24 protein-coding genes and 1 pseudogene are annotated in these 25,898 nt (G+C 63.6%); 5 read left to right on the top strand and 20 right to left on the bottom strand.

Annotated elements, in window-relative coordinates; all coding sequences use genetic code 11:
- Nucleotides 1-44 precede the first annotated feature (44 nt).
- From CR105_RS15735 to CR105_RS15685, 11 genes and pseudogenes are all read right to left on the bottom strand, one after another.
- On the bottom strand, nt 45-653 hold the full coding sequence (locus tag CR105_RS15735; protein ID WP_099789823.1) for a TetR/AcrR family transcriptional regulator: 609 nt from the start codon (nt 651-653) through the stop codon (nt 45-47).
- A gap of 234 nt (nt 654-887) precedes the next feature.
- Nucleotides 888-1,262: an RNA-binding S4 domain-containing protein gene (locus tag CR105_RS15730; RefSeq protein ID WP_099789820.1), complete on the bottom strand. Its 375-nt coding sequence runs from the start codon at nt 1,260-1,262 to the stop codon at nt 888-890.
- Nucleotides 1,263-1,272: 10 nt separating this feature from the next.
- A complete protein-coding gene (gene clsB, locus CR105_RS15725; protein ID WP_099789817.1) occupies nt 1,273-2,433 on the bottom strand; it encodes a cardiolipin synthase ClsB in 1,161 nt (386 codons plus the stop codon).
- Between the two features lie 22 nt (nt 2,434-2,455).
- Entirely contained in the window at nt 2,456-3,268 is an 813-nt protein-coding gene (locus CR105_RS15720; protein WP_099789814.1) for an endonuclease/exonuclease/phosphatase family protein, read from the bottom strand.
- A 97-nt stretch (nt 3,269-3,365) separates the two neighbouring features.
- A complete protein-coding gene (locus CR105_RS15715; RefSeq protein ID WP_180288209.1) occupies nt 3,366-4,646 on the bottom strand; it encodes a hypothetical protein in 1,281 nt (426 codons plus the stop codon).
- Nucleotides 4,647-4,726: 80 nt separating this feature from the next.
- Nucleotides 4,727-5,002 (bottom strand): annotated as a pseudogene (gene ssuB / locus CR105_RS15710) (aliphatic sulfonate ABC transporter ATP-binding protein); the annotation flags it as partial.
- A gap of 51 nt (nt 5,003-5,053) precedes the next feature.
- On the bottom strand, nt 5,054-6,034 hold the full coding sequence (locus CR105_RS15705; RefSeq protein WP_131021707.1) for a lysozyme inhibitor LprI family protein: 981 nt from the start codon (nt 6,032-6,034) through the stop codon (nt 5,054-5,056).
- 3 nt (nt 6,035-6,037) lie between these two features.
- A complete protein-coding gene (nudB, locus tag CR105_RS15700; RefSeq protein WP_099789805.1) occupies nt 6,038-6,493 on the bottom strand; it encodes a dihydroneopterin triphosphate diphosphatase in 456 nt (151 codons plus the stop codon).
- A gap of 200 nt (nt 6,494-6,693) precedes the next feature.
- Entirely contained in the window at nt 6,694-8,490 is a 1,797-nt protein-coding gene (aspS, locus tag CR105_RS15695; RefSeq protein WP_180288217.1) for an aspartate--tRNA ligase, read from the bottom strand.
- Nucleotides 8,491-8,500: 10 nt separating this feature from the next.
- Entirely contained in the window at nt 8,501-9,154 is a 654-nt protein-coding gene (locus CR105_RS15690; RefSeq protein ID WP_099789799.1) for a DUF502 domain-containing protein, read from the bottom strand.
- Nucleotides 9,155-9,208: 54 nt separating this feature from the next.
- Nucleotides 9,209-9,532 carry an FmdB family zinc ribbon protein gene (locus tag CR105_RS15685; RefSeq protein WP_099789932.1) on the bottom strand — a complete coding sequence of 108 codons (324 nt, stop codon included), beginning with the start codon at nt 9,530-9,532 and terminating at the stop codon, nt 9,209-9,211.
- 404 nt (nt 9,533-9,936) lie between these two features.
- Here CR105_RS15685 and CR105_RS15680 point away from each other — a divergent pair, with 404 nt between their 5' ends.
- Nucleotides 9,937-10,983, top strand: a complete 1,047-nt coding sequence (locus CR105_RS15680) for an alpha/beta fold hydrolase (RefSeq protein ID WP_099789796.1) — start codon at nt 9,937-9,939, stop codon at nt 10,981-10,983.
- Between the two features lie 34 nt (nt 10,984-11,017).
- Here CR105_RS15680 and CR105_RS15675 read toward each other — a convergent pair whose 3' ends face one another.
- From CR105_RS15675 to CR105_RS15635, 9 genes are all read right to left on the bottom strand, one after another.
- Entirely contained in the window at nt 11,018-11,614 is a 597-nt protein-coding gene (locus CR105_RS15675; protein ID WP_099789793.1) for a methyltransferase domain-containing protein, read from the bottom strand.
- Between the two features lies 1 nt (nt 11,615).
- Nucleotides 11,616-13,181, bottom strand: coding sequence for a ubiquinone biosynthesis regulatory protein kinase UbiB (gene ubiB / locus CR105_RS15670; RefSeq protein ID WP_099789790.1), 1,566 nt, complete (start codon nt 13,179-13,181; stop codon nt 11,616-11,618).
- Nucleotides 13,181-13,852: a ubiquinone biosynthesis accessory factor UbiJ gene (locus tag CR105_RS15665; protein WP_099789787.1), complete on the bottom strand. Its 672-nt coding sequence runs from the start codon at nt 13,850-13,852 to the stop codon at nt 13,181-13,183. Before CR105_RS15665 ends, ubiB begins: the two co-directional genes overlap by 1 nt.
- Nucleotides 13,853-13,958: 106 nt before the next feature.
- Nucleotides 13,959-14,867, bottom strand: a complete 909-nt coding sequence (locus CR105_RS15660; protein WP_099789930.1) for a Tim44 domain-containing protein — start codon at nt 14,865-14,867, stop codon at nt 13,959-13,961.
- A gap of 4 nt (nt 14,868-14,871) precedes the next feature.
- On the bottom strand, nt 14,872-15,606 hold the full coding sequence (gene ubiE / locus CR105_RS15655) for a bifunctional demethylmenaquinone methyltransferase/2-methoxy-6-polyprenyl-1,4-benzoquinol methylase UbiE (protein ID WP_099789784.1): 735 nt from the start codon (nt 15,604-15,606) through the stop codon (nt 14,872-14,874).
- A 132-nt stretch (nt 15,607-15,738) separates the two neighbouring features.
- On the bottom strand, nt 15,739-16,161 hold the full coding sequence (locus CR105_RS15650) for a gamma-butyrobetaine hydroxylase family protein (RefSeq protein ID WP_099789782.1): 423 nt from the start codon (nt 16,159-16,161) through the stop codon (nt 15,739-15,741).
- The gene (locus tag CR105_RS15645; RefSeq protein WP_099789779.1) at nt 16,162-16,596 is read right to left on the bottom strand and encodes an HIT family protein; all 435 of its coding nucleotides are present in this window, start codon (nt 16,594-16,596) and stop codon (nt 16,162-16,164) included. It lies immediately after the preceding gene.
- Nucleotides 16,593-20,615 carry a DUF3683 domain-containing protein gene (locus CR105_RS15640; RefSeq protein WP_099789776.1) on the bottom strand — a complete coding sequence of 1,341 codons (4,023 nt, stop codon included), beginning with the start codon at nt 20,613-20,615 and terminating at the stop codon, nt 16,593-16,595. Before CR105_RS15640 ends, CR105_RS15645 begins: the two co-directional genes overlap by 4 nt.
- 257 nt (nt 20,616-20,872) lie before the next feature.
- A complete protein-coding gene (locus tag CR105_RS15635) occupies nt 20,873-21,364 on the bottom strand; it encodes a YqaA family protein (RefSeq protein WP_099789773.1) in 492 nt (163 codons plus the stop codon).
- Between the two features lie 192 nt (nt 21,365-21,556).
- Between CR105_RS15635 and ilvA the strand changes: the two genes are divergently transcribed.
- The 4 genes from ilvA to hprK all read left to right on the top strand — a co-directional run bounded on the left by ilvA (nt 21,557) and on the right by hprK (nt 25,722).
- On the top strand, nt 21,557-23,092 hold the full coding sequence (ilvA, locus tag CR105_RS15630) for a threonine ammonia-lyase, biosynthetic (RefSeq protein ID WP_099789771.1): 1,536 nt from the start codon (nt 21,557-21,559) through the stop codon (nt 23,090-23,092).
- Between the two features lie 140 nt (nt 23,093-23,232).
- Complete coding sequence (gene queF / locus CR105_RS15625) at nt 23,233-24,063, top strand: NADPH-dependent 7-cyano-7-deazaguanine reductase QueF (RefSeq protein WP_099789768.1); 831 nt, start codon at nt 23,233-23,235, stop codon at nt 24,061-24,063.
- 189 nt (nt 24,064-24,252) lie between these two features.
- Nucleotides 24,253-24,735 carry a PTS sugar transporter subunit IIA gene (locus CR105_RS15620; RefSeq protein ID WP_099789766.1) on the top strand — a complete coding sequence of 161 codons (483 nt, stop codon included), beginning with the start codon at nt 24,253-24,255 and terminating at the stop codon, nt 24,733-24,735.
- Between the two features lie 51 nt (nt 24,736-24,786).
- Nucleotides 24,787-25,722, top strand: coding sequence for an HPr(Ser) kinase/phosphatase (gene hprK / locus CR105_RS15615; protein ID WP_099789763.1), 936 nt, complete (start codon nt 24,787-24,789; stop codon nt 25,720-25,722).
- Nucleotides 25,723-25,898 lie beyond the last annotated feature (176 nt).

Raw genomic sequence — 25,898 nt, 5'->3', positions numbered from 1 at the left:
TATTAGTGGTATTGATTCGGTGGCCTGGCGGGCGAATGCCCGCTTCAGCCGACTTGGTTCTTTTGCGGATTCTGGTGATGCTCGATCAGGCGGTCAAACGCGACATGGGCCCGGTCGATGCTGCCCGGCATGCGCAGAAAACGCGCGTCGTGATGCAGGGCGAGGATCATGCCGTACATCTCGTAGACCAGCTGGTCGGCGTCGGTGTCGCTCTTGAGGTCTCCCACCTCGATGGCCTGCCGGACACAGCGCAGCAGCGCTCCCTGCCACGCTTGCACCATCGATACGAGTTCTTCGCGGATCGGGCCGGCGCGGTCGTCGTACTCCACGGCGCCACTGATATAGATGCAGCCGGAGGCGATTTCAACACTGACGCGCTTGACCCAGCGCGCGTACATCGATTTCAGGCGCGCCAAGCCGCGCGTTTCCTGCACGCTGGGGAAAAACACTTCCTGTTCGAAACGCTGGTGGTACAGCTTGAGCACTTCGAGCTGCAGGTCTTCGCGCGAACCGAAGTGCGCGAACACGCCTGACTTGCTCATGTTCATCTTGTCAGCGAGCAGGCCGATGGTCAGGCCCTCGAGGCCATCCCGGCTGGCCAGGTCGAGCGCCACGTCGAGGATCGCCGCCCGGGTCAGTTCGCCCTTGCGCATGAATTTGACTGAAGTGTTAATAAGGGTATCCAATGAAGTTGACAACAACTCGCCCGCGAAAGCAAATCCGAACGCTCGTACTATTATCCACTGGAGTGCAAATGTCAAACAGGAACTTAGAGTTAGGGGTCTATTTGAGGTGATCTACGTCAGCCTGGCCGCGGCTACACCGGGGTCTGGGGAGACGCCAAGTCCCGACAGGCTCAGACCCGGACCCGACCCCATATCCAAACGTTACTCGCTGGCCTTCGACAGGGCGCGGCGGTCGTGCTTGGTCGGGCGGCCTTTGATGGTGGTGCCGGGCTCGCGGTACAGCTTGCGCCCTTCGGCTTCGTTGGCGCGCCTGGTAACGCTTTCCTCGGTTTCGGTATACAGCAGGCGCGCCACCGGCGCGGCGCCGCGCTTGTCGGAAATGCCGAGCACCGCCACTTCCCAGCTTTCGGCGCCATTGTCGATCGACAATACGTCATCGATCTTGACGGCGCGCGCCGGCTTGATGCGTTCGCCACCGAGGCGCACTTTACCGTTGTCGACGGCGTCGGTCGCCAGCGAACGGGTCTTGAAAAAGCGCGCCGCCCACAGCCATTTGTCGATTCGTACGTTGTCCATGTGGTGTCAGTCAGGCATAGCCGATGGTGAAAATACGCATGGTAACGCGATACAGGAAATATGCCGTTTCGTAGCCGAAGCGCTTGAAGCGGCCGACGTGCTTGAAGTGGTCGCGGTGGATCTCGACGCCGTCGGCAATGCCGCGCTCGATATGCTGGCGCATGCTGCGGGCAAATTCGGCGTCCTTGACGACGACGTTCGCTTCCTGGTTCAGGAACAGCGACAGACCATCGCAATTGCTCGAGCCGACGGTCGACCAGTCGTCGTCGATCACCGCCACCTTGGCGTGCAGCTGGGTCTTGCGGTACTCGACGACCTTGATGCCTGAATCGAGCAGTTTTGGATAGAACGAACGGGCCACCATATCCTGCAGCCAGAACTCGCCAACGCCGATCAGCAACGTCACGTCGACCCCGCGGCCGGCGGCGTGCGACAGCGCCTCACGAAATTTACGGCCGGGCGCGAAATAAGGATTGGCCAGCAGCACCCTACTACGCGCCCGGCCCAGCGCCTGCAGGTAGGCGCGCTGGATGGTGCGCCGGTTACGCAAATTGTCGCGCACCACCAAGCCGGCCTGCATCGGCTCCAGGCCCGGTGCGCGCGGATGCTCGCGCAACTGGCGGAACAGGTTGACCCGCTTGACGATGCCGAGGTGGCCGACGCGCGCCCATTGCGCCTGCGCCTCGCGATGGATCTGCGTGACAAGCGGGCCGCGCACCTCAACGGCGAAATCCCAGCGCGGCGCCGGCAGCGGCTCGTGCGGCGCGTAATCGCACAGCATGTCGTCGTTGACGTTGATGCCGCCGACGAAGGCGACGCGGCGGTCGACGACGACGATCTTGCGGTGGGTGCGCGTGACGCCGCGCCTGAACCAGGGATTGAACACACGAAAGTGCACGCCGGCGGCGCGAAAGGCGACGCCGAGCGCCTTCGATTGCTTGTGGCCAGTGCCGAACCAGTCGGTGACGACGCGCACCTTGACGCCGCGCCCGGCGGCCCGCATCAGCGCCTGCTGGATCGATACGGCGGTCGCATCGCAGGCGAAGATGTAGGTTTCGAAGTGGATGTCCTGCTGGGCAGCATCAAGCGCCGCGATTACTGCGGGAAATAGCGCGGTGCCGCTTTCGAGCAGGGTGACATCGTTGTTTCCGACATAGTTGACCGAGTGCATAGGCAGATGATGGTGCAGATCCTCAGGCGAGCATGAGATTGGCCACGATGGGCGCGTGGTCCGACAGCTTGGCCCACAAAGTACCATGCATGACCTGCGCCGTGTCAATCTTGAAGCCACGGACGTAAATACGGTCGAGCCGGAACCACGGCAAGGCGGCCGGAAAGGTGCGCGCCGGCCGCACCGGCTGGACGCCGCCGACCAGGTTGCGCACCTTGCTGCCGATGCCGGTGCCGGAGCCGAGTTCGTCGAACACTTCGACCACGCCGAGCTTGTCGCGCAGTTTGGCGCTGAGCGTGTTGCGCCAGTCGTTGAAGTCGCCGGCGATGATGACCGGCTCGCCATTGGGCGCCGACGCCATCACCGCGTCGATCAGCGCCTGGGTCTGGCGGCCGCGGCCGGACTCGAACAGGCCGAGGTGGACCACGTAGCAATGCACGTTCACGTCGGGCGTTTTCAGCACGCAATGCAGGATGCCGCGCTGCTCGTAGGCGTGGTCGGAGACGTCGTGGTTGCGCGTGTCGGCGATCGGAAACCGGCTCAGCAAGGCGTTGCCGTGGTGGCCGTGGTCATACACCGCGTTCATGCCGTAGGCCGAATGGTGCGAGTCGCCGGCGAAAAACTCGTGCTGCGCCGCTTGCGGCCAGTGGCGGTGGCCGCGGCTTTCCTCGCCGAACTTGGCGAAGTGCTTTTCGTGCTTGCCCTGCACTTCCTGCAGGAACACGACGTCGGCTTCGAACAGGCCGATGGCTTTTTTCAGCGCGAGCACGCGCGGATTGCTGCCGAACGACGACACGCCCTTGTGGATGTTATAGGTGGCTACGCGGATCTTCATGGGAACATTCTAACCGGTCGGGCGATGTTTTTTTTACAAGCAACGTCTATCGTGCGCGGCAGTCGCTCCCATGTGCGACGGCCGGCAGGGTGAAATATTACTCTTCCACGGCAAACCGGTACTCCCCTTCCGGCAACATCAGCTTTGGCACCGGCTTGCCGGCTTCGACGAGCACGACGTCGGCCGGCACCGCGTCGGCCGGTTCGCCGGCGCGGTAGGCAAGCACGGTGCGCCGGCCGGATGCCGGCAGCAGCTCGGGCGGGATCGCGCGCGGCCGGCGGCCGGCCAGCGTCGCCAGCCACTCCGGCCGGCCGTTCTGGTCGTGGAAGGCGTAGCGCGGGAAGACCACCTGCATGTCGACCCTGCCCTTCTTGCCGTACAGGACGGGGTAGCTGCCGTCTTTCGACTTCAGCACGAAGGGCGCGGTCGCAACTGTCTTTGCCAGCGCACGCGTATATAAAGGGCTGTCGTCGGCCGGGTCCGGATGGGCGTACAGGCGGATCTGGTCGACGTGCAGCATGTCGAGGCCTGTCATGCGGCGCAGATGCTCGCCCATCGTCACCATCTCGGCGCCGGACGGAAACTTGGCGCTGCCCTTCTCGTGGTGACCGAAGCCGACGTGGATCAGCACCTTGGCATTTTTGTCCCTGGCGAAGATGCGCTCGACCAGATTGCTGGCCTGGCCGGCTTCGCGCGCGGTGATGCGCTGCTCCGGCGTCAGGGTCGTATCGGAGTTGAGCGTCTCGTAGGCGACCAGTTGCCAGCCGTCGGTGATCGCTTCTGCGATCCACCCGCCGAACACTGGATCGCGCGTGTAATAGCCGCCCTTCTGGCGCGCGTAACCTTCGGGGAATGCCTTCGGGTAGCCGGCGTCGAAGGTCTCGCAGGCCAGGTAGGTATAGCCGATCTTGCGCAGTTCGCGCGCCAGACGCTGCGAGAAGGCTCGGTGCATCGGCACGTTGTGGCCCTCGTTGATCAGCACCACGCGGCGGGTGCGGGCCTGCGCGACGATTGCCTGCAGCGCGTCTTCGCCGCCGGCTTCATCGACAATGGCTGCTTCAGCGGGGTTGGCGACCGCACGCGGGTAACGGGCGCGTTCCTCGGCGTCGTAGGCGGCGATGGCACCGGCGGTGTCGCCGGCAAATGCCCGCTCCATTCCAAGCGATTGCAGCGCCGGGATGAACGGACGCATTGCGGCGCTCTTTTCCGGGCTGCGAGTCGCGTCCCAGGCATTCGCGGGCAACGCGGCGACGCGCGCCTCTGCATCCTTCAGGCGGCCGATATAGGTCTCGGAGCGCTGCGCTGCCGCTGGCTGCGTTATCAGCGCCAGCAAAACCGCCGCGGCGCCAAGAGTTCGTCCGGACATGATGCCTTGCATGGCGCGCCTCCTAGATTGATTTAATTCCAGCTTAGATCAATATTTTCAAGTAGGCAACATGTTATGCGATCTGCTACCAGTCAGCCGACCGGCACCTCCTCACGCAGCACCTTCGACAGCACCGCCTGCTCGAGCGCGGCGACGTCCGGGGTCCCACGCGCACGCGGGCGTGGCAAGGCGATGCGCAGGTCGAGCGAGATGCGCCCATCCTCGATCAGCAGCACGCGGTCGGCCAGCGCCACTGCCTCCTGCACGTCATGCGTGACCAGCACCGCGGTAAAGCCGCGCGCCAGCCACAACGACTCGATCAGGCGCTGCATCTCGATGCGGGTGAGCGCATCGAGCGCGCCAAGCGGTTAATCAAGGACGCGATCCTGTTCCGGCTGCAGGTCGTGCACGCGTTCCGACTAAAGTCGCTTCAGCTGCTTGATACGCCATTGCGTCAGCACCGCCTTGAGTGAATCGGCCGGCAATAGCGGGTAGCGCAGGGTGGCAAAGGCGACCCAGGCGTCGCGATAGGCGAGCCAGCTTCGCTGCGTGGCGCGGATGGCGGCAGCGGCGACGCGGTCGCTGCGATCCGATTTGATCAGCTCCGCGTAGACGCGGTTTAGTTCGGCGTCGTCCGCGTCGAATCGGGAAGACGGCGGCAGGTCAAAACGGTTTTTCTCGAACGCGGCCAGATGTTCTCGAAGCCATTCGTTCTCGCGCGCCTCGGCGGCGATCACAAAGCCTGCGTACCCAGTCCCGCCCGTAGATGTTTCATCGCTTGCATGGGCGGTGGCGAAAGCTGCGCCGGATTTCACCAGGCGATCAAACGCCGGCTTGTGCGGCGCCGGCAGTTCACGCCGAACCCGCGCCAGGAAAACCTTGCGGACCTTGTCGGCGCGCGTGGAATCGATGCCGGCGCAGACGCCGCCCATCATGCCGCTGGTGATATCGTCGCAATGGTCGAAGCGCTCGCCCGCGCGCAGTTTCAACAGATGGTTGACGCGACCATCCGTCTCCGCCATCGCCGCCGCCGTGCTGCATGCGTAGCGCGTGGCCCGCGCCACGTCGCGTTTCACGCCAAGGCCGTTCGCGTACAGCATCGCCAGAACCGCCGTGTCGTTGCTGGCAATTGCGCAGCTGCGTACCCGGCCCCACTCCGCGGCACTGGTAATGGCCTGATCCAGCTTGTCGTAATACGCGCCGCTGGCGTTGCACGCGGCCGGCGGCGAGGTGGTTGGAATCGCGGGCGGACCGACATGCTTGACACGCATGCATTCCATGTACCAGCCGGCGTCGCGATCGACCGGCACGCCAAAATTGTCGGTGTTGGGGTAGGAACTCTGAGCCAGTGCCGGCAGGGCGACCAACAAGGCGAGCATCGTGGTGAGTGTGAATCGCAACGGTTACTCCGCCTTGAAGTGGTTGGGCAGCTGCAGGATAGCTTCGGCATTCGACGATGAGAAACAGCTGTCGGCCGCGTCGAGATACGGCAGCCAGGCATAGTTCAGGTGCTCGCGCGGACTCAAGGTGACGGCGGCATCGCGCGGCACGCAAACGCTGAAGACATGTTCGGTGTTATGGGTGACGCCGGGGGCGTAGCGGTGGCGCCAGACCGGGTAGATTTCGTAGATGTTGGACAGGCCCCAGTCGCGCAGCACGATGCCGGCGCCGTCGGCGATGATGCCGGTTTCCTCGAACAGCTCACGCGTGGCGGTATCGATCAGCGCTTCATCGGGCGCATCAAGAGAGCCGGTGACCGATTGCCAGAACCCAGGCCGGTCGGCGCGCTCGATGAGCAGCACCTCCAGGGCGGGAGTGTGGATGACGACCAGGACGGATTCGGGGATTTTGTGGGGCACGTTGGAACGGCGGCTAGATTTTCACGGGTTAGCGAGGGCTGGGGTCAGGTCTGACATTCGAACATTTAAGAATCCAAATGTCCGAATATCAGACCTGACCCCAACCGATTGTCGTCTGCGGCCTTCGAAAAAAAGGCCAGGCTGATTCTCGCACAGTGTGCGAAAAAAAGCCCGGCCTCCGATTTTCCTACCAGTCGATGTTACGCGACTTTCGGCTCCGCGTTACGCAGGCGGATGTGCAGCTCTTTGAGCTGCTTCTCGTCGACTTCGGACGGCGCGTTGGTCAGCAGGCACTGGGCGCGCTGGGTTTTCGGGAACGCGATGACGTCGCGGATCGAGTCCGAGCCGGTCATCATCGTGACGATCCGATCGAGGCCAAACGCCAGGCCGCCGTGCGGCGGCGCGCCGTACTGCAGCGCGTCGAGCAGGAAGCCGAACTTGAGCTGGGCTTCTTCGGCGTCGATCTTCAGCGCGCGGAATACCTTGCTCTGGACTTCTTCGCGGTGGATACGGATCGAACCGCCGCCCAGTTCCCATCCGTTCAGAACCATGTCGTACGCCTTCGAGATGCAGGCGCCCGGATCGGTTTCCAGCATGTCTTCGTGGCCGTCTTTCGGCGCCGTGAACGGGTGGTGCGTGGCGTTCCAGCGGCCCGACTCTTCGTCATGCTCGAACATCGGGAAGTCGATTACCCACAATGGCTTCCACACGTCGTCGAACAGGCCTGCCTTCTTGCCGAAGTCGGAGTGGCCGATCTTCACGCGCAGCGCGCCGATGGCGTCGTTGACGACCTTGGCCTTGTCGGCGCCGAAGAAAATCAGGTCGCCGTCTTGCGCGCCGGTCTGGGCGATGATCTTGGCCAGCGCTTCGTCGTGCAGGTTCTTGACGATCGGCGACTGCAGGCCGTCACGGCCCTTGGCTGCCTCGTTGACCTTGATGTAAGCCAGGCCCTTGGCGCCGTAGATGCCGACGAACTGGGTGTAGGCGTCGATCTCGGAACGCGGCATGTTGCCGCCCTGCGGCACGCGCAGGCCGACCACACGCCCGCCGACCGAATTGGCGACGCCGGCGAAGACCTTGAAGTCGACGTCCTTCATCACTTCGGTCAGGTCGGTGAATTCCATCTTCACGCGCATGTCCGGCTTGTCCGAACCATACAGGCCCATCGCCTGGTAGTAGTCCATCACCGGGAACGGGTTCGGCAGGTCGATGTCGAGCGTGTTCTTGAAGACGACGCGGATCATGTCCTCGAACAGGTCGCGGATCTCCTGCTCGGTCAGGAACGACGTCTCGCAGTCGATCTGGGTGAATTCAGGCTGGCGGTCGGCGCGCAGGTCTTCGTCGCGGAAGCACTTGGTGATCTGGTAGTAGCGGTCGAAGTTGGCCACCATCAGCAGCTGCTTGAACAGCTGCGGCGACTGCGGCAGCGCGAAGAACTTGCCGGCGTTGACGCGCGACGGCACCAGGTAGTCGCGCGCGCCTTCGGGCGTGGACTTGGTCAGCATCGGCGTTTCGATGTCGATGAAGCCGAGCGCGTCGAGGTACTTGCGCACTTCCATCGTCACCTTGTAGCGCAGGCGCAGGTTGTTCTGCATCTGCGGGCGGCGCAGGTCGAGCACGCGGTGGGTCAGGCGGGTGGTCTCGGACAGGTTGTCGTCGTCTAACTGGAACGGCACCGCGACGGAGGCGTTGAGCACTTCGACGTTCGTTGCGGTGATCTCGATCTTGCCCGACTTGAGGTTGCTGTTGACGGTGCCTTCGAGGCGATTGGTGACCACGCCGGTGATGCGCAGGCAGTACTCGTTGCGGACCGCTTCGGACGCCTTGAAGACGTCGGCGTTATCCGGATGGCAGACGATTTGCACCAGGCCTTCGCGGTCGCGCAGGTCGATGAAGATGACGCCGCCGTGGTCGCGGCGGCGATGCACCCAGCCGCACAGGCTGACGGATTGGCCCAGCAGTTCTTCAGTGACAAGGCCGCAGTAGTGAGTACGCATGGTGGACATATTATTTTCGATCCAGGTTGGTTAATTCAGTGGGCGCCGATGCCGGCGCCGATGGTGTTGTCGGCAAATATTCGGGGGCGACGACGCCCATCGAGACGATGTACTTGAGAGCGGCGTCGACTGTCATGTCGAGTTCGATGACCTGGCTGCGCTCCATCATCAGGAAAAAGCCCGACGTCGGATTCGGCGTGGTCGGCACGTAGATACTGACGAAGTCGCCCACCAGGTGGTTCCTGACGTCGCCTCCGGGGGTGCCGGTCAGAAAGCCGATGGTCCAGGAATTGGCGTGCGGGTATGGCAGCAGCACGGCCTTGCGAAACGCGTTGCCGGACGACGAGAACAGCGTGTCGGATACCTGCTTGACGCTGCCGTACAGCGAGCTGACCACGGGAATGCGGTGCAGCAGGCGCTCCCACAGCCTGACGACGTAGTTGCCGACCAGGTTGTTGGTCAGCACGCCGGTCAGGAACACGATGGCGATCGTCAGGATGGTGCCCAGGCCGGGAATATCGAAGCCGACCAGGGTGTGCGGCTGCCAGCGCTCGGGCACGATCAACAGCGACTGGTCCATTGTGCTGATCACCAGGTTCAGGACCCAGGCCGTGATGGCGAGCGGGACCAGAATCAGTAATCCGGTAATGAAATATTTACGCATTGATCTCTCGGGTTAATGTCGGCGGGAACCGGCGGCGCCGGCGTCCTTGCCGCTTCAGGTGGTGCTGCCGCCGGATGGCTTGGCGGGCGCCGCAGCCGGGGTGGCGGCTGGAGTGGCCGCCGCTGGCGCGGACGCCGCCGGCGCCGCGGCGCTGCCATCGGCGGGGCCGCTGGCAACACCGGTGGACGGCTTGGCGCCTCCGCGGAAATCGGTGGCGTACCAGCCGGTTCCCTTGAGCTGGAAGCCGGCGGCGGTCAGTTGCTTCTTAAAACTTGGCTTGCCGCACGACAGGCAGACTGTCAGAACGGGATCGGACATCTTCTGCAACACATCCTTGGCAAAACCGCATTCATCGCAGCGGTAGGCGTAAATCGGCATCGAGAGCTCCGCAAAAATCGTCAAAACCCTGAATTATAAAGCTTTTAAGCCCGGCATTGCCCGTTAATAGAGAAAGGCGGCCGACAGCGGCCCGGCACGATCGGTCGATGTGGCCGGCCGGTGTTGTTTTTACGGCGGCGGATCGAAAATGTCTTTGCCGAGGGCCAACTGTAATGATTCAATAGCATCTATCAACGCATGCCGTTGAAGGTATGGCCCCTGGTGGCCACCTCAAGAAACAGAAACCTGCGCGTTCATTCGCCGCACGGCATACAAGAAGATGCAATTTGAGGAGCCCGCGCAAGCGGGCTTTTTTTCGCGCTGCGCTTTCTGACAGTCGACCGGTGCCGCAACTTTCCGTATATTGGGCTTAGGCAATTGCCAATTCATTGACGGGATCAACCATGTTCAAGCTATCGTTTTGTGTCGCCGCGCTGCTGCTCAGCCTTGGCGCGAGTGCGGCCACCAGCCTGGCGCCGGCGTGCGTCGCCAAGCAGGGCAAAGTCGACGAGAAAGGGTTTGTCGCCATCGGTGGCATCGAGCAGTGGATCACCGTCAGGGGCGACAGTTGCGCCAATCCGGTCATCCTGGTCATTCATGGCGGCCCCGGCAATCCACTAAGTCCTTTTGCCGACCAGTTGTTCGGCGGATGGAACGAGCAGTTCACGGTGGTGCAGTGGGACCAGCGCGGCACCGGCATGACGTACGGGCGCAGCACGCCGCCGGCCGATTCCAGGCTCAGCATCGAGCAGATGCGCGACGACGGCGTCGAGGTTGCGCGCTACCTGGCGGCGCGCTTCGGCAAGCAGAAAGTGATCCTGTGGGGCAGCTCGTGGGGCTCGATCCTGGGGGTGCACATGGCCAAGGCGCATCCGGAACTGTTTCATGCCTACCTGGGCACGGCGCAACTGGTGAACGAGCGGGAGAACGGCGCGGCCAGCTACGCCAAACTGATGGGGCTGGCGCGCGCGGCGGACGACAAGGCGTCGCTGGCGGTGCTCGAAGGCGTTGGCGCGCCGCCGTGGACCGACCCGCGCTCTTTCGGCAAAGTACGCCGGGTCAGCCGCAAGTACGAGGCGAAGGTGTCGACGCCGGCGCCGGCGGCCTGGTGGAAGATGGCGGCCGAATACACCACGCCGAAAGCGCAGGCCGACTACGAGGCCGGCGAGGATTATTCGTTCATCAGTTTCGTCGGCATGAAGGGTGACGGCATGCTGTCGCAGCTGGACTTGCCGAAGCTGGGGACCGATTTTGCGATACCGATGTTTTTTGTCGAGGGCGCGCACGACCTGGTCGCGCCGCCCGAGCTGGCGCAACGCTATTACGAGAGCATCAGGGCGCCGCAGAAGGGCCTGGTGCTGCTCGAGCGCGTCGGGCACGACCCGAATCAGGACATGATGGATGCGCAGTACAAGATCCTGAAAGAGCGCATTCTGCCGCTGACGCGATAAGCGAAAAAGCTGGTGTCAGACCTGACACCAGCGTTTAACGGCGCTGCCAGATCATCCAGCGTTCCTTGCCGGCGAAGACGGCGATCGAGTCGCTCACTTCGGCGTCTTCGATGCAGTCGAAATGGGGCGTCAGCAGCGCGTCGAGGCCGGCGCGTTCAATGCCGAACGGCGGGCCTTTCGGCGCGTCGTCGAAAAAGAAGAAGCCGGCCAGGCGCGTGCCCGGCGCCAGCAGCTCGGCCCAGCGCGCCGCTACCCGCGGCCACATGGCGCGCGGCAAGGCACACAGGAAGGCGCGCTCGTAGATGAGCCCGAGCGGCGCGGCAGGCGCGTAGGTGAAGAAATCGGCCTCCACCACACGGTCGGCCCACTGGCCCAGCCCGGCTTGCGCCGTTGCCACCGCCGCCGGCGAGAAGTCGATGGCCGTCGCGTCCCAGCCTTGCCCGGCCAGGTAGGCCAGCTCGTAGGCGGCGCCGCAGCCAGGAATCAGGGTGGTCAGCGCCCTGCCCTCGCGGGCAACAAACGCTTGCAGCGCCTGCGGCACGCCGCCGCGGTCCCACGGCGTGAAGCCGCGCTCGAAGCGCTCGTCCCAGAAGGCTGGGCTGTTCGGATCGCGGCTGGCGAAGTCGGCCATGCTAGACCGCCGACTGGAAGTGCAGGTACAGCTGGATGGCCGCCAGGCCGATGCCGAGCGCGGCCGCGAAATAGACGACGAAGCCGAGCATGCGGTTGGTGCGGCGCTGCTCGAGTACCAGCAGCCGGAGCAGCTCGGTGTCGCCGCGGTTGGACTGCGAGTTTTCCAGCGCGCGGTGCACCAGGCGCGGCAGCTGCGGGAGGATGTGGGCGTAGCGCGGCGCCTCGTCCTTCATGCGGTCCCACATGCCGCGCACGCCGACCTGGTCGCCCATCCAGCGCTCAAGGTACGGCTTGGCAGTCTTCCACAAGTCGAGGTTCGGGTCGAGCTGGCGCCCGAGGCCCTCGATGTTGAGCAGCGTCTTTTGCAGCAGCACCAGTTGCGGCTGCACTTCGACGTTGAAGCGGCGCGAGGTCTGGAACAGGCGCAGCAGGATCTGGCCGAACGAGATGTCCTTCAGCGGCCGGTCGAAGATCGGCTCGCAGCAGGCGCGCACGGCCGACTCGAGTTCGTCGACGCGGGTGTCGGCCGGGGCCCAGCCCGATTCGATGTGCGCTTCGGCCACGCGCTTGTAGTCGCGGCGGAAGAAGGCGAGGAAGTTTTGCGACAGGTAATCCTTGTCGAAATCATTGAGCGTGCCGACGATGCCGAAGTCGAGCGCGATGTAGCGGCCGAACGTGGCCGGCGCGACCGACACGAGGATGTTGCCGGGATGCATGTCGGCGTGGAAGAAGCCGTCGCGAAACACCTGGGTGAAGAAGATTTCGACGCCGTCGCTCGAGAGTTTTTTGAGGTCGACGCCTTCGGCGGCCAGGCGCTCGATCTGCGAGACCGGAATGCCGTGCATGCGCTCCATCACGATGACGCTGCTGGAGCAGTAGTCCCAGTACATTTCCGGCACCATCAGCAAGGTCGAGTTGGCGAAATTGCGGCGCAGCTGGCTGGCGTTGGCCGCCTCGCGCATCAGGTCGAGCTCGTCATGCAGGTACTTGTCGAATTCGCCGACCACTTCACGCGGCTTGAGGCGCTTGCCTTCGGCCCACAGGCGCTCGATCCAGCCGGCGGCGATGTGCATCAGGGCGACGTCTTCGTCGATCGACTTCTTCATGCCGGGACGCAGCACCTTGACGGCAACTTCCTTGCCGTTTTTCAGCACCGCGAAGTGGACCTGGGCGATAGAGGCGGACGCCACCGGATCGCGCTCGAAGCTGGCGAACAGCTGGTTGGGGTGGGCGCCGAGCGAGCGGGTGATCTGCGCGATGGCCAGGTCGGAATCGAACGGCGGCACGCGGTCCTGCAGCATGGCGAGGTCGTCGGCCATGTCGGGCGGCATCAGGTCGCGCCGGGTCGACAGCACCTGGCCGAACTTGACGAAGATCGGGCCGAGTTCTTCCAGCGCCAGGCGCAGGCGCACGCCGCGCGGGGCGGAAATGTCGCGCCAGAAAATGACGGTGTCGATCAGCTTGGCGGTACGCGGCACTTTGAGGCCGGAGATGGCAATTTCGTCGAGGCCGTACTTGGTGGCGACCCGGAGGATCTTCAGCAGGCGCAGGAATTTCAATATCATTAAATATCCAGAGTTTGTTGCCCGCTGCCGCGGGTCGTCGTTGTGTCGATGGCGCTGCCCGGCGCCAGCTTCTGTTCCAGTTTGGCCAGCCGCTTGGCGGCGCGCTCGACGTCGTCGCGCAGGCGCGTGATGCCGGCGGCGTGCTCTTCCAGCATTGCCGGGCGCACCAGCACCGGCTGCTCCTCGACGAAGTATTCGGCCAGGTTTTCAGTCAGCTTGCGGTGGGTCGACAGCGCGGCGGCGAACAGCCCGCGGGCGCCGCCGACGATGCGGGTGGCGGCGATCGGCCCGGCGAAGCGCTCCAGGTCGTGCTCGGCTTCCCAGCGCAAACCCTTGCTCAGCTGCGAGATGCTGTTGGCAAACTCGGCATCGCCTTCGATCTTGACGTAGGAAAAAGCGCGGTCGCGGTTCTGGGCGATCAGCGGCAGGTCGGCCAGCTTCATGCGGATCGTCACGTTGGGCGCCTGGTCGGCGCCGGCCGCGGCCAGCATGCCGTCGCGCGTGACGAGCATGCGCACGGCCAGGCTGCCGGCGTCGATCAGCGCCACCTTGCCGGCGTGCAGGGCGAGCGCATCCCTGGCCCAGGCTTCCTGCGCCAGCAGATGGTTGATCGCCGCAACGGCGGGCGCAGCTAGGCTGCCGGGAAATATCGATGGACGCGCAGGTGACATGGATGACCGCTTTACAAAAGAAAACCGCCCGGGATAAGGCGGGCGGTCTTGATCTTACCAGTTTGCCGGCGGGAATCCCGGCACCTTAGAAACTTTGCCGAAAAAATTACGCCAGCTGCTGGATCCCTGCCAGCACCCAGCCGGCGCTGCCATTGACCGGCTTCGACATGTTCCATACCTCGGCCAGCGGCTCCGGCTGGGCGTCCGGCGCCGACTTGATCTGGCCGGTGAACTTGACGCTGGCAACGTATTCGTCGCTGATCGTCTCGATGCCGAGCAGTTCGGCGTCGATCTTGACGACGTCGGTGAAGTCGGCGCTGGCGCCGCGTTCCTGGATCTGCATCTTCAGTTCGGCAAACACTTCCGGCGTGGTGAACTCGCGCAGGTCGTTGACGTCGGCCTTGTCCCAGGCCGCCTGCATGCGGATGAACGACAGCTTGGCGTGGCGCAGGAAGGCGTCGGCGTCGAAGTCGGACGGCACGCCCCACTGCACCGCCGGCTGGCCGTAGCCGCCCGATGCTGGCTGCTGGGCCGGCTGGTAAGGCGCCTTCTGCAGCAGGCCGGAACCGATTTCCGGCGTGTTGCCGGCCGTGGAAGGCTGGAAGCCGGAACGCGCCGGCGCTGCCGTCTTGCGGCGGAACATGCGGTAGATGAAATACACCGCGCCGGCCAGCAGCGCGATCATCAGGATCGAGCTGATGGCGCTGGCCAGTCCCGCGCCGATGCCCATGTTCGATAACAGTGCGCCCAGGCCAAGGCCGAGCAAGGCGCCGCCGAGGATGCCTTTCCATGGCATGGCCGGCTTCGGCGCGGCGGCCGGTGCGCCTGCGGCGGCCGGAGCCGGCGCCTGGCGCTGGGCCTGCGCCGGCGCAGGAGCGGCTTGCTGGCGCGTCACGTTCGGCGACTGGCGCCCGATCGAGCGGCCGCCGCCGAGCGGCTTGGCAGTCACTTCGGCAACCATCGCCATGGCGGTCACGGCGATCATCATGCTGGCTAAGAATTTTTTCATGGTCATCATCCTAAAATTTAATGCCGGTGTGGAGAGCGGCCACGCCTGCCGTGAGGTTGTAATAGTCGACCCGTTCCAGTCCTGCGTCTTGCATCATCGTCTTCAGCGTTTCCTGGTCCGGGTGCATGCGGATCGATTCGGCCAGGTAACGGTAGCTGTCGGCATCGCCGGCAATCTTCTGGCCCAGCCACGGCAGCACCGAGAACGAATACACATCGTACGGCTTTTGCAGCGCGGTTGCCACTTTGGAGAACTCCAGCACCAGCAACTTGCCGCCCGGCTTCAGTACGCGGCGCATTTCGGCCAGCGCCTGGTCCTTGTGGGTCATGTTGCGCAGGCCGAAGGCGACGCTGACGCGATCGAAGTAATTGTCGGGAAACGGCAATTTTTCCGCATCACACAGCAATGTTGGGGTGACAAGACCGTTATTCAATAGACGGTCGCGGCCGACGCGCAGCATCGACTCGTTGATGTCGGTGAGCCAAACTTCGCCGCTGGGGCCGGCCTGTTTGGCGAATGCCTTGGACAGGTCGCCGGTGCCCCCAGCGATGTCGAGCACCTTGAAGCCGGGGCGCACGCCTGCCTTGGCGATGGTGAAGGTTTTCCAGATGCGATGCAGGCCGCCCGACATGAGGTCGTTCATCACGTCGTACTTCGACGCCACCGAGTGGAAAACCTTGGCGACTTCGTGGACTTTGTCGTCCTCGGAAACGGTCTTGTAGCCGAAATGGGTGGTATTGGTCATGGTAGATGCGCCGTTGAGTTCGTTGCATTATACAAGCGCCAACAGAGCGTCGGCGCGTGGAAGAAACCACGAACATCGTCGTGCTCGCCAACGGCGAGCACGACGATGCTTAGTGTCGTGGTCGAACCAAAGTTAGTGGCTGTGTCCGCAGCTGGGGGCTTTGGTGGGCGCGCCGGCGATGGCGGCGCCGGGCGCGCGGCCGCTGTCTCCGGCCAGGCCGGCGTCGGCCAGGCGCTGCAGGTAGTCCTGCCACAGCGCAGCCTGCTCGCTGCCGAGCTTGTACAGGTAGTCGAAAGTGTACAGGCCGGTGTCGTGTCCATCGGAAAACGTTGGCTTGACGGCGTAGTTGCCGACCGGCTCGAGCGCGGTAATGTTGACGTCGCGCTTGCCGAGCTGCAGAACTTCCTGGCCGGCACCATGCCCGCGCACCTCGGCCGATGGCGAATACACGCGCAGATATTCGAACGGCAGCGAGAACGACACGCCGTCGTCGAACGTCATGTCGAGCACGCGGGACTTCTGGCGCACCGCCAGTTCGGTCGGGATCTTGGTCATTTATTCACTCATCCGGCGGACGATCTCCGCATTTAGTTGGGGTAGCAGCGCGCGGCGCGCGGCCAGCACGGGCTCGTCGGTCGTGCGCAGCACCACCTCGCTCCACACGGGATTGGGGAAATGCGCGTCGCCGGCGTAGCGGGGAATGACGTGCCAGTGCAAATGCGGCGTCATGTTGCCCAGGCTGGCCAGGTTGATCTTGTCGGGCGCCATCACGCTGCGCATGGCCTGCTCGACGTTCCAGACGGCGTCCATCAGGGCCGTCCGGTCATCCGGCGCCAGGTCGCTCATTTCCTTGACGTGGTCGTTCCACACCACCCGGCAGAAACCGGGATAGGCCGCATCGTCGACCTGGATCACCGCCAGCTGGTCGTTGCGGAAGACGGGCTGAACTTTCAGGTCGCACAGTTCGCATCGGTGTGCCGCATCACTCACACCAGTACCCTTTCAATGCCGCCGTTGTTGGCGCGCGCCACGTATTCCGGCAGCCAGTTCTCGCCCAGCAAGTGCCTGGCGATCTCGATGACGATGTAGTCGGCGGTGGTGCCGGAGTCGTCGTCGTAGCGTTTCAGCCCCTGCAGGCACGACGGGCAGCTGGTGAGGATCTTGACCTCGCCGGTGAAGCCGTCGGCGCGCAGCTTGTCGGCGCCCTTGACCATTTCTTCTTCCTTGCGGAAGCGCACTTGCGTGGCGATGTCGGGCCGCGAAATGCCGAAGGTGCCGGACTCGCCGCAGCAGCGGTCGTTCTTTTCGATCTTGACGTTGTCGACCGTCGAGACCAGCGCATTGATGGTCTTGCCCGAATCCTGCAGCTTCATCGGGTTGTGGCACGGCTCGTGGTACATGTAGCGGGTGCCGTTGACGCCCTCGAGCTTGACGCCCTTCTCCAGCAGGTACTCGTGGATGTCCATGATGCGGCAGCCAGGGAAAATCTTGTCGAATTCGTAGGTGGCGAGCTGGTCGTAGCAGGTGCCGCACGACACCAGCACCGTCTTGATGTCGAGATAGTTGAGCGTGTTGGCCATGCGGTGGAACAGCACGCGGTTGTCCGTCATCATCTTGTCGGCCTTGTCGTACTGGCCGGCGCCGCGCTGCGGATAGCCGCAGCACAGGTAGCCGGGCGGCAACACGGTCTGCACGCCGACTTCCCACAGCATCGCCTGGGTCGCCAGGCCAACCTGCGAGAACAGGCGCTCCGAGCCGCAGCCAGGGAAGTAGAACACCGCCTCGGTATCGGCGTTGGTCAGCTTTGGATTGCGGATGATCGGAATGACCTTGTCGTCCTCGATGTCGAGCAGCGCGCGCGCTGTCTTCTTCGGCAGGTTGCCCGGCATCTTCTTGTTGATGAAGTGGATCACCTGCTCGCGCACCGGCGGCTTGCCGGTGGTCGGCGGCGGCGCCTTGCTCTGCTTTTTAGCAAACTTCTTCAGCAAGGTGTTGCCCAGCCGTTGCGCCTTGAAGCCGACCCCGACCATCGCCGCGCGGGTGGCGTTGATGGTCGTCGGGTCGGTGGCGTTGAGAAAGAACATCGCCGCCGCGTTGGCCGGCTTGAAGCTCTTCTTGTCCATCTTGCGCAGCAGGTTGCGCATGTTCATCGAGACGTCGCCGAAGTCGATATTGACCGGGCACGGCGTGACGCACTTGTGGCACACGGTGCAATGGTCGGCGACGTCCTCGAACTCTTCCCAGTGCTTGATCGACACGCCGCGGCGGGTCTGCTCTTCGTACAAGAAGGCTTCGATCAGCGCCGAGGTGGCGAGAATCTTGTCGCGCGGCGAGTACAGCAAGTTGGCGCGCGGCACGTGGGTGGTGCACACCGGCTTGCATTTGCCGCAGCGCAGGCAATCCTTGATGCTGTTGGCGATCTCGCCGATATCGCTTTGCTGCATGATCAGCGATTCGTGGCCCATCAGGCCGAACGACGGCGTGTAGGCGTTGCGCAAGTCGGCGCCGAAGCCTTCCAGGTTGAGCAGCTTGCCCTTGTTGAAGCGCCCTTCCGGGTCAATGCGCAACTTGTAGTCACGGAATTCGCTGATTTCGTCTTCGGTCAGGAACTCGAGCTTGGTGATGCCGATGCCGTGTTCGCCGGAAATGACGCCGTCGAGCGAGCGCGCCAGCTTCATGATGCGGCCGACCGCCTGGTGGGCGTCCTGCAGCATGGCGTAGTCGTCCGAATTGACCGGCAGGTTGGTGTGGACGTTGCCGTCGCCGGCGTGCATGTGCAGCGCGACGAACACGCGCGAGCGCAGCACCTTGGCGTGGATCGCCGTCAGCTCGTCAAGGATCAGCTTGAAGGCGGCGCCGTTGAAGATCTGCCGCATCTGCGCGCGGATTTCCTGCTTCCACGAGATGCGCACGGTGCGGTCCTGCACCACGTCGAAGACGGTGGCGTCGGGCTGCTCGGCCAGGCGCGCCTCGAAGGCGGTGTCGAGATGCTGCAGGCCGAGCTTGTAGAGCTTGTCGGTGGAAGCGGCCAGCGGCAGGTCGAGGCTGGCCAGGATCCAGCGCCAGCGCGCTTCCGATTCGGCCAGCACGGCGTCGGCCTGCGGCACGCGGTCGCCCAGCATTTCGGCGGCGCCGATCGACTCGCCGCTGGCGTCGTCGCTTTTGCCGACCGGCAGATTGCCGGCAGCAAAAAAGCCGCGCAGCTGTTCAACCAGCTGCAACTTGTTCTTGATCGACAGCTCGATGTTGATGCGCTCGATGCCGTCGGTGTATTCGCCCATGCGGTTGAGCGGAATGACGACGTCTTCGTTGATCTTGAAGGCGTTGGTGTGCTTGGCGATGGCGGCGGTGCGGGCGCGGTCGAGCCAGAACTTCTTGCGCGCTTCGGCACTGACGGCAACGAAGCCTTCGCCGACGCGCGTGTTGGCGATGCGCACCACTTCGGAGGCAGCTTGCGCCACCGCGTTTTCGTCGTCGCCGACGATGTCGCCGAACAGCGCCATTTTCGGCAGCACGGCGCGCTTGGACTTGGTGGCGTAGCCAACCGCGCGCAGGTAGCGCTCATCGAGGTGCTCGAGACCGGCCAGGCGCACGGTGGCGAACTGGGCGCCGCCCTTGGCCGGCAGGCCGTCGAGGTAATCCTTGATTTCGACGATGGATGGAATGGCGTCGCGCGCCTGGCCGAAAAATTCGAGGCAGACGGTACGGGCAAACTTCGGCATCTTGTGCAGGATCCAGCGCGCCGACGTGATGAGGCCGTCGCAGCCTTCCTTCTGGATGCCGGGCAGGCCGGACAGGAACTTGTCGGTGACGTCCTTGCCGAGGCCTTCCTTGCGGAACTTGCGCCCTTCGATGGTCAGCATTTCGGTCTTGAACGGCGCGTCCTTCGATTCGCCGCGCACGTTCGGGTGCGTCCACTCGAGCTTGAAGGTGGCCACCGGCGCGTCGTGAATCTTCGACAGGTTGTGGTCCACCCGCGTCACTTCGAGCCAGTCGCCGTTCGGGTCGACCATCTTCCACGACGCCAGGTTGTCGAGCGCGGTGCCCCACAGCACGGCCTTCTTGCCGCCGGCGTTCATCGCGATGTTGCCGCCGATACAGGACGCTTCGGCCGAGGTCGGATCGACGGCGAACACGAAGCCGGCCTTGTCGGCAGCGTCCGAGACGCGTTTGGTGACCACGCCGGCGCCCGAATAGATGGTGGCGTATTCGCGGTCGACGCCAGGCAGCATGGTCATCTCGACCTGGCCGAGGTCGATCAGTTTTTCGGTGTTGATGACGGCCGACATCGGCGTGAGCGGAATGGCGCCGCCGGTGTAGCCGGTGCCGCCGCCGCGCGGGATGATGGTCAGGCCGAGCTCGATGCAGCCCTTGACCAGGCCGGCCATTTCGTCTTCGGTGTCGGGCGTGAGCACGACGAACGGGTATTCGACGCGCCAGTCGGTGGCGTCGGTCACGTGCGAGACGCGCTTGATGCCGTCGAAGCGGATGTTTTGCTTGTCGGTGTAACGGCCGAGCACCTTGTAAGTGCGCTTGCGCAGGTCGTAGGTATCGCGGAATTCCAGGCCGAAATCGTCGACCGCCTTGCGGGCCGCTGCCAGCAGCAGTTCGACGTTGTCGCTGCGGGTGCGCGCGACGACCGGATCGGTATCGTCGGCGCCTTCGATGGCCAGGCGGCGCTTGTCGACTTCGGCGAGCCGATGATGCAGCGCATCGATCAGTTCCTGGCGCCGCTTCGGGTTGTCGAGCATGTCGTCTTGCAGGTAGGGATTGCGCCGCACCACCCAGATGTCGCCCAGCACTTCGTACAGCATGCGCGCCGAGCGGCCGGTCTGGCGTGAACCGCGCAGGCTGTCGAGCAGCTGCCACGACGATTCGCCGAGCAGTCGAATGACGATCTCGCGGTCCGAAAACGACGTATAGTTGTAAGGAATTTCACGCAGACGCGTAGCGGCGGGACCGTTCGGCGTTTCGGACAGCAATGCCTGGAGATGTGCGGGGGCGTTCATGTGTACTTGGACTATTCTGGCTGGACCCTGAGAAAGTCCATTCTAGCGTATTGCGCTGCACAACGCTGGAGAGGCCCCGGCAATCCGAAGGGCATCGGAAACGGCCGAGACCGTTTAAAATTCAGAAACTTTCCCCCTGAGCGAATACTTGCAGGATCACCAGCGCTTTTGTGATTGAATGTTCGGCAATGTTGCTTTACCCCGGCGTCGCCGGCCCGCGGCCTTTCGTGCAGGCAGCGTTAGTACATGCAGGCTGGTTAGCCGACCAGGTGCGCCAACTGCTTCCAGAAGCCGTCCGGGACGTACATCAGCAGCGCGGTCATCGTCACATAGCGGGCGAACTTGCCGATCATCATGTAGCCGACGCTGGACCAGAACGGCATGTGCAGCCAGCCGGCCATCGTGCACAGCGGGTCGCCGATGCCCGGCACCCAGGACAGCAGCATGGTCTTGGGGCCGTAACGGGCCAGCCAGGCGAACCAGCGGGTCTCGCGTTCCTTGGCGAAAGCGACCTTGGCGCGGTAGCCGAGGAAATAGTCGAATGCGCCGCCGAGCGTGTTGCCGACGGTGGCGACCAGGATGGCCGGCCAGAACATCGCTTCGTTGGCCTTGACCACGGCGAACACGGCCGGCTCGGAGCCGAGCGGGACCAGGGTGGCGGAAACGAAGCTGATGATGAATACAGAAGTCAGTCCGACTGCCGGGGCGGCAAGAGTCTTGAGCAGCCAGATAACTACGGATTCGATCATCGAGGCACTTTGAGGGCTGAGGTAGAGGTCTATTATAATGACGAAAACTTCTTGCCCCGTCACGATACGCCGAGCCCGCCACCCGCGCGCCGCCATCGTACTGCCCGCCTCGGTCATCCGCCGACGAGAACAGTCCGCCGCATCGTCCCGCACATTCCGAATTTCGGCCCAGAACCTACTTGTCCGCAGACCATGACTATCGACTATCTCAAAAAAATCCTGACCTCGCGCGTGTATGACGTTGCCAGCGAAACGCCGCTTGAACTGGCGCCCCTGCTGTCGCAGCGCTTCGACAACCGCATTTACTTCAAGCGCGAAGACATGCAAAGCGTGTTCAGCTTCAAGCTGCGCGGCGCCTACAACAAGATGGCGAACCTGTCCGACGGCCAACGCAAGCGCGGCGTGATCTGCGCCTCGGCCGGCAACCACGCGCAGGGTGTGGCGCTGTCGGCGGCCAAGCTCGGCTGCCGCGCGCTGGTGGTGATGCCGACCACCACGCCGCAGCTGAAGATCGACGCGGTGCGCGAGCGCGGCGGCGCCAGCGTCGAGGTGGTCCTGCACGGCGAGTCCTACACCGACGCCTACGACCACGCGCTGACGCTGGAAAAGGAGCAGAAGCTGACCTTCGTGCACCCGTTCGACGATCCGGACGTGATTGCCGGCCAGGGCACCATCGGCATGGAAATCCTGCGCCAGCATTCGCGCCCGATCCACGCCATTTTCGTCGCCATCGGCGGCGGCGGGCTGATCGCCGGCATCGGCGCCTACGTCAAGGCGATCCGGCCCGACATCAAGATCATCGGCGTGCAGACCAACGATTCGGACGCGATGGCGCGCAGCCTGAAAGCCGGCGTGCGCGTCACCTTGCCGGACGTCGGCCTGTTCTCGGACGGCACAGCGGTGCGCCTGGTCGGTGAAGAAACTTTCCGCATGGCCAAGGAGGTGGTCGACGAGATCATCATCGTCGACACCGACGCCATCTGCGCGGCCATCAAGGACGTGTTCCAGGATACACGCAGCATTCTCGAGCCGGCCGGCGCGTTGGCGGTGGCCGGCGCCAAGGCGTATGTGGAGCGCGCCGCGCTGTCGCGCAATCCCGTGCGCAACGAAAGCCTGGTGGCGATCGCCTGCGGCGCCAACATGAATTTCGACCGACTGCGCTTTGTTGCCGAGCGCGCCGAGCTGGGCGAATCGCGCGAGGCGGTGTTCGCGGTGACGATTCCCGAGCAGCGCGGCAGCTTCAAGCGCTTCTGCCAGCTGGTGGGTCCGCGCAACGTGACCGAATTTAACTACCGCGTCAGCGACGAGCGCGAGGCACACGTGTTTGTCGGCATCCAGATTGCCAGCCGCGGCGAGTCCGGCGTGCTGGCGCGCTCGTTCGAGGAGCACGACTTCCGCACCCTCGACCTGACGCACGACGAGCTGGCCAAGCTGCACATCCGCCATTTGGTCGGCGGCAAGAGTGCGCTCGCGCACGACGAGCTGCTGTATCGTTTCGAGTTTCCGGAACGGCCAGGCGCGCTGATGCGCTTCCTCGACAGCATGGCGCCGAACTGGAATATTTCGCTGTTCCACTACCGTAACCAGGGCGGCGACGTTGGCCGCATCCTCGTCGGGCTGCAGGTGCCGGCCGAGGAAATGGGGAGCTTCCGCGAGTTCCTCACCACGCTCGGTTACCGCCACTGGGACGAGAGCTCGAATCCGGTCTACAAGCTGTTCCTGGGATGAACGCTAGGGGTCTGACCCGATTTTTCTTTTAGGGTCTGACCCCGGTTGTGTTGGCGCCAGCAACTCCGGGGTCTGACCCAAGAACCGGAACTCGGCGTCCCCGTCAGACCCCTGCGGTGGCCCCTCCTTTTAGAAAACATATGACTACTACTGCTGACCAATCGCCGCTGGGCAAAACTTCCGCTTACCAGACGCACTATGCGCCGGACCTGTTGTTCCCGATTCCGCGCCAGGGCAAGCGCGACGAGCTGCAGCTGACCGGCACCTTGCCCTTTTTCGGCGTCGATATCTGGAACGCCTACGAGGTGTCGTGGCTGAACATGCGCGGCAAGCCGCAGGTGGCGATCGCCACCATCACGGCGCCGGCCGATTCGCCCAACATCGTCGAGTCGAAGTCATTCAAGCTGTACCTCAATTCGTTTAACCAGACCCGCCTGGCCAACGAGGAAGCGCTGCTGGCGCTGCTGCGCGAGGACCTGGCCACCGGCTTCGGCGCGCCGGTGCAGGTGGCGCTGACGTTGCCGGAGAACTTCCCGACCTTGAAGATGGGCGAACTCGACGGCGTACTGCTGGACCGGCTCGACCTCGAGGTGGACCAGTATTCGCCGGCGCCAGCGCTGCTGTCGGCCAATCACCACGAGGCGCCGGTCGAGGAGAAGCTGGTGTCGCACCTGCTCAAGTCGAACTGCCTGGTCACCGGGCAGCCGGACTGGGCCAGCGTGCAGATCCATTACGTCGGCCCGCAGATCGAGCAGGAGGGCCTGCTGCGCTACTTGATCGGCTTTCGCGAGCACAACGAGTTCCACGAGCAGTGTGTCGAGCGCATCTTTGTCGACATCATGCGCGAATGCCGGCCGCAAAAACTGGCCGTCTACGCCCGGTATACCCGTCGCGGCGGGCTCGACATCAACCCGTGGCGCACCAACTTTACCAGTGGCCGTCCACCTAACTTGCGTAACGCGCGTCAATAAGCGTTTGATTAAACTCAACGAGATCAAGGACCACTATTGACGGTATTACCACGCACGAATAGCGTGAATCCTGCATCGATGTCGCATCGTTGAACCGTACCGGGTAAAGAATTCGAATTACACAGCGCAAAAACAGGCCTATAATTCTGGCTCGCAAGCACCTTTGTGCACTGCACCATTGATTCTGTTATGACTAACCTCAGCAAAATATTATCACTTGAGAACGTGCTGCTGGATCTGGAAGTTTCCAGCAAAAAGCGCGCATTCGAACAGGCCGGCCTGATTTTCGAGAACAACTGCGGCATCGCCCGCTCGACGGTCTCGGACAATCTGTTTGCGCGCGAACGACTCGGCTCGACCGGACTGGGCCATGGCGTTGCCGTGCCGCATGGCCGTATCAAGGGCAGCAAGAGCCTGAAGGCGCCGCTGGCCGCTTTCGTGCGCCTGGCCGAACCGATCCCGTTCGAGTCGCCCGACGGACAGCCGGTCAACCTGCTGTTTTTCTTGCTCATTCCCGACCACGTCACGCAGCAGCACCTCGAGATCCTGTCCGAGATCGCCGAAATGTTCTCCGACGACGCGTTCCGCACCGCGCTGACGACCGATCCGGACCCGAAGTCGGTGCACGCGCGCATCATCAATTGGCAACCTAGCCTGCAAGCGTTGGGTTAAACTTCCCGGTGCCGGGCGCTGGCCGCCCTCCACTTTTCAGAAGACCCGTTCATGCTGCAAACACCGCTGACGATTCAACGGCTGTACGACGACAATCGCGAAAGCCTGCAGCTTGGCTGGTTCGCCGGTTTCCCCGGCGGCGAACGGCTCATTTCCGGCGACGTGGCTTCCGCCGCCGACCAGGTCGGCCACCTGAACCTGATCCACCCCGGCCGCATCCAGGTGTTTGGCCACCAGGAAATCAACTATTACCACCGCCTCAAATCGAGTTCGCGCACCCACGTCATCGGCGAGCTGATCGCCGGCGGGCCGCCGGCGCTGGTCATCGCCCAGGGCCTCGACACGCCGCCCGACATCCTCGCCATCTGCGACGAGCAGAACATCCCGCTGTTTTCGACGCCGCTGCCGGCCGCCCAGGTGATCGACTACCTGCGCGTCTACCTGTCGAAAAAACTGGCGCAACGCATCATCATGCATGGCGTGTTCATGGACGTGCTGGGCGTTGGCGTACTGATTACCGGCGACTCCGGGCTTGGCAAGAGCGAGCTGGGCCTGGAGCTGATTTCGCGCAGCCACGGCCTGGTGGCCGACGATGCGGTCGAGTTCTCGCGCATCGCGCCGAACATGATCGAGGGACGCTGCCCGGCGCTGCTGCAGAACCTGCTCGAGGTGCGCGGCCTGGGGCTGCTCGACATCAAGGCGATCTTCGGCGAGACCGCGGTGCGCCGCAAGATGCGGCTCAAGCTGATCGTGCACCTGGTGCGGCGCAGTGCGCTCGAGGAAGAAGTCGAGCGGCTACCGTTCCTGTTTCCGACCGAGGATGTGCTGGGGCTGCCGGTGCGCAAGGTTGTCATTCCTGTGGCGGCTGGTCGCAACATCGCGGTGCTGCTGGAGGCTGCGGTGCGCAATACGATTCTTCAGCTGCGCGGGATCGATACGCTGCAGGAGTTTATGGAGCGGCAACGGCAGGCAATGAGCGGCGACTAAAACGTCATCGCTTACTCATGAATGGTAGGGGTTCCCGCCTGCGCGGGAAGTCGGGTTTACCAATGGCGAGCACGACGGTTTCAAAGCCAACACACGTAAAATCGTCGTTCCCGGCGGGAACCCATGCTGAGCTGGCCCTCCCGCCACAACACGCGCCCGTTGCGGTATCATCAATA

This window comes from Massilia eurypsychrophila (assembly GCF_002760655.1).
Taxonomy (GTDB): Bacteria; Pseudomonadota; Gammaproteobacteria; order Burkholderiales; family Burkholderiaceae_D; genus JAFCUW01.
This window is presented reverse-complemented; position numbering and strand designations above follow the sequence as displayed.

What these genes read in the sequence shown, in the direction of transcription:
- CR105_RS15735 (WP_099789823.1), bottom strand. Translation starts at nt 653, where the DNA reads ATGCGCAAGGGCGAACTGACCCGGGCGGCGATCCTCGACGTGGCGCTC.
- CR105_RS15730 (WP_099789820.1), bottom strand. Translation starts at nt 1,262, where the DNA reads ATGGACAACGTACGAATCGACAAATGGCTGTGGGCGGCGCGCTTTTTC.
- clsB (WP_099789817.1), bottom strand. Translation starts at nt 2,433, where the DNA reads ATGCACTCGGTCAACTATGTCGGAAACAACGATGTCACCCTGCTCGAA.
- CR105_RS15720 (WP_099789814.1), bottom strand. Translation starts at nt 3,268, where the DNA reads ATGAAGATCCGCGTAGCCACCTATAACATCCACAAGGGCGTGTCGTCG.
- CR105_RS15715 (WP_180288209.1), bottom strand. Translation starts at nt 4,646, where the DNA reads ATGCAAGGCATCATGTCCGGACGAACTCTTGGCGCCGCGGCGGTTTTG.
- aspS (WP_180288217.1), bottom strand. Translation starts at nt 8,490, where the DNA reads ATGCGTACTCACTACTGCGGCCTTGTCACTGAAGAACTGCTGGGCCAA.
- CR105_RS15690 (WP_099789799.1), bottom strand. Translation starts at nt 9,154, where the DNA reads ATGCGTAAATATTTCATTACCGGATTACTGATTCTGGTCCCGCTCGCC.
- CR105_RS15685 (WP_099789932.1), bottom strand. Translation starts at nt 9,532, where the DNA reads ATGCCGATTTACGCCTACCGCTGCGATGAATGCGGTTTTGCCAAGGAT.
- CR105_RS15680 (WP_099789796.1), top strand. Translation starts at nt 9,937, where the DNA reads ATGTTCAAGCTATCGTTTTGTGTCGCCGCGCTGCTGCTCAGCCTTGGC.
- CR105_RS15675 (WP_099789793.1), bottom strand. Translation starts at nt 11,614, where the DNA reads ATGGCCGACTTCGCCAGCCGCGATCCGAACAGCCCAGCCTTCTGGGAC.
- ubiB (WP_099789790.1), bottom strand. Translation starts at nt 13,181, where the DNA reads ATGATATTGAAATTCCTGCGCCTGCTGAAGATCCTCCGGGTCGCCACC.
- CR105_RS15665 (WP_099789787.1), bottom strand. Translation starts at nt 13,852, where the DNA reads ATGTCACCTGCGCGTCCATCGATATTTCCCGGCAGCCTAGCTGCGCCC.
- CR105_RS15660 (WP_099789930.1), bottom strand. Translation starts at nt 14,867, where the DNA reads ATGACCATGAAAAAATTCTTAGCCAGCATGATGATCGCCGTGACCGCC.
- ubiE (WP_099789784.1), bottom strand. Translation starts at nt 15,606, where the DNA reads ATGACCAATACCACCCATTTCGGCTACAAGACCGTTTCCGAGGACGAC.
- CR105_RS15650 (WP_099789782.1), bottom strand. Translation starts at nt 16,161, where the DNA reads ATGACCAAGATCCCGACCGAACTGGCGGTGCGCCAGAAGTCCCGCGTG.
- CR105_RS15640 (WP_099789776.1), bottom strand. Translation starts at nt 20,615, where the DNA reads ATGAACGCCCCCGCACATCTCCAGGCATTGCTGTCCGAAACGCCGAAC.
- CR105_RS15635 (WP_099789773.1), bottom strand. Translation starts at nt 21,364, where the DNA reads ATGATCGAATCCGTAGTTATCTGGCTGCTCAAGACTCTTGCCGCCCCG.
- ilvA (WP_099789771.1), top strand. Translation starts at nt 21,557, where the DNA reads ATGACTATCGACTATCTCAAAAAAATCCTGACCTCGCGCGTGTATGAC.
- queF (WP_099789768.1), top strand. Translation starts at nt 23,233, where the DNA reads ATGACTACTACTGCTGACCAATCGCCGCTGGGCAAAACTTCCGCTTAC.
- CR105_RS15620 (WP_099789766.1), top strand. Translation starts at nt 24,253, where the DNA reads ATGACTAACCTCAGCAAAATATTATCACTTGAGAACGTGCTGCTGGAT.
- hprK (WP_099789763.1), top strand. Translation starts at nt 24,787, where the DNA reads ATGCTGCAAACACCGCTGACGATTCAACGGCTGTACGACGACAATCGC.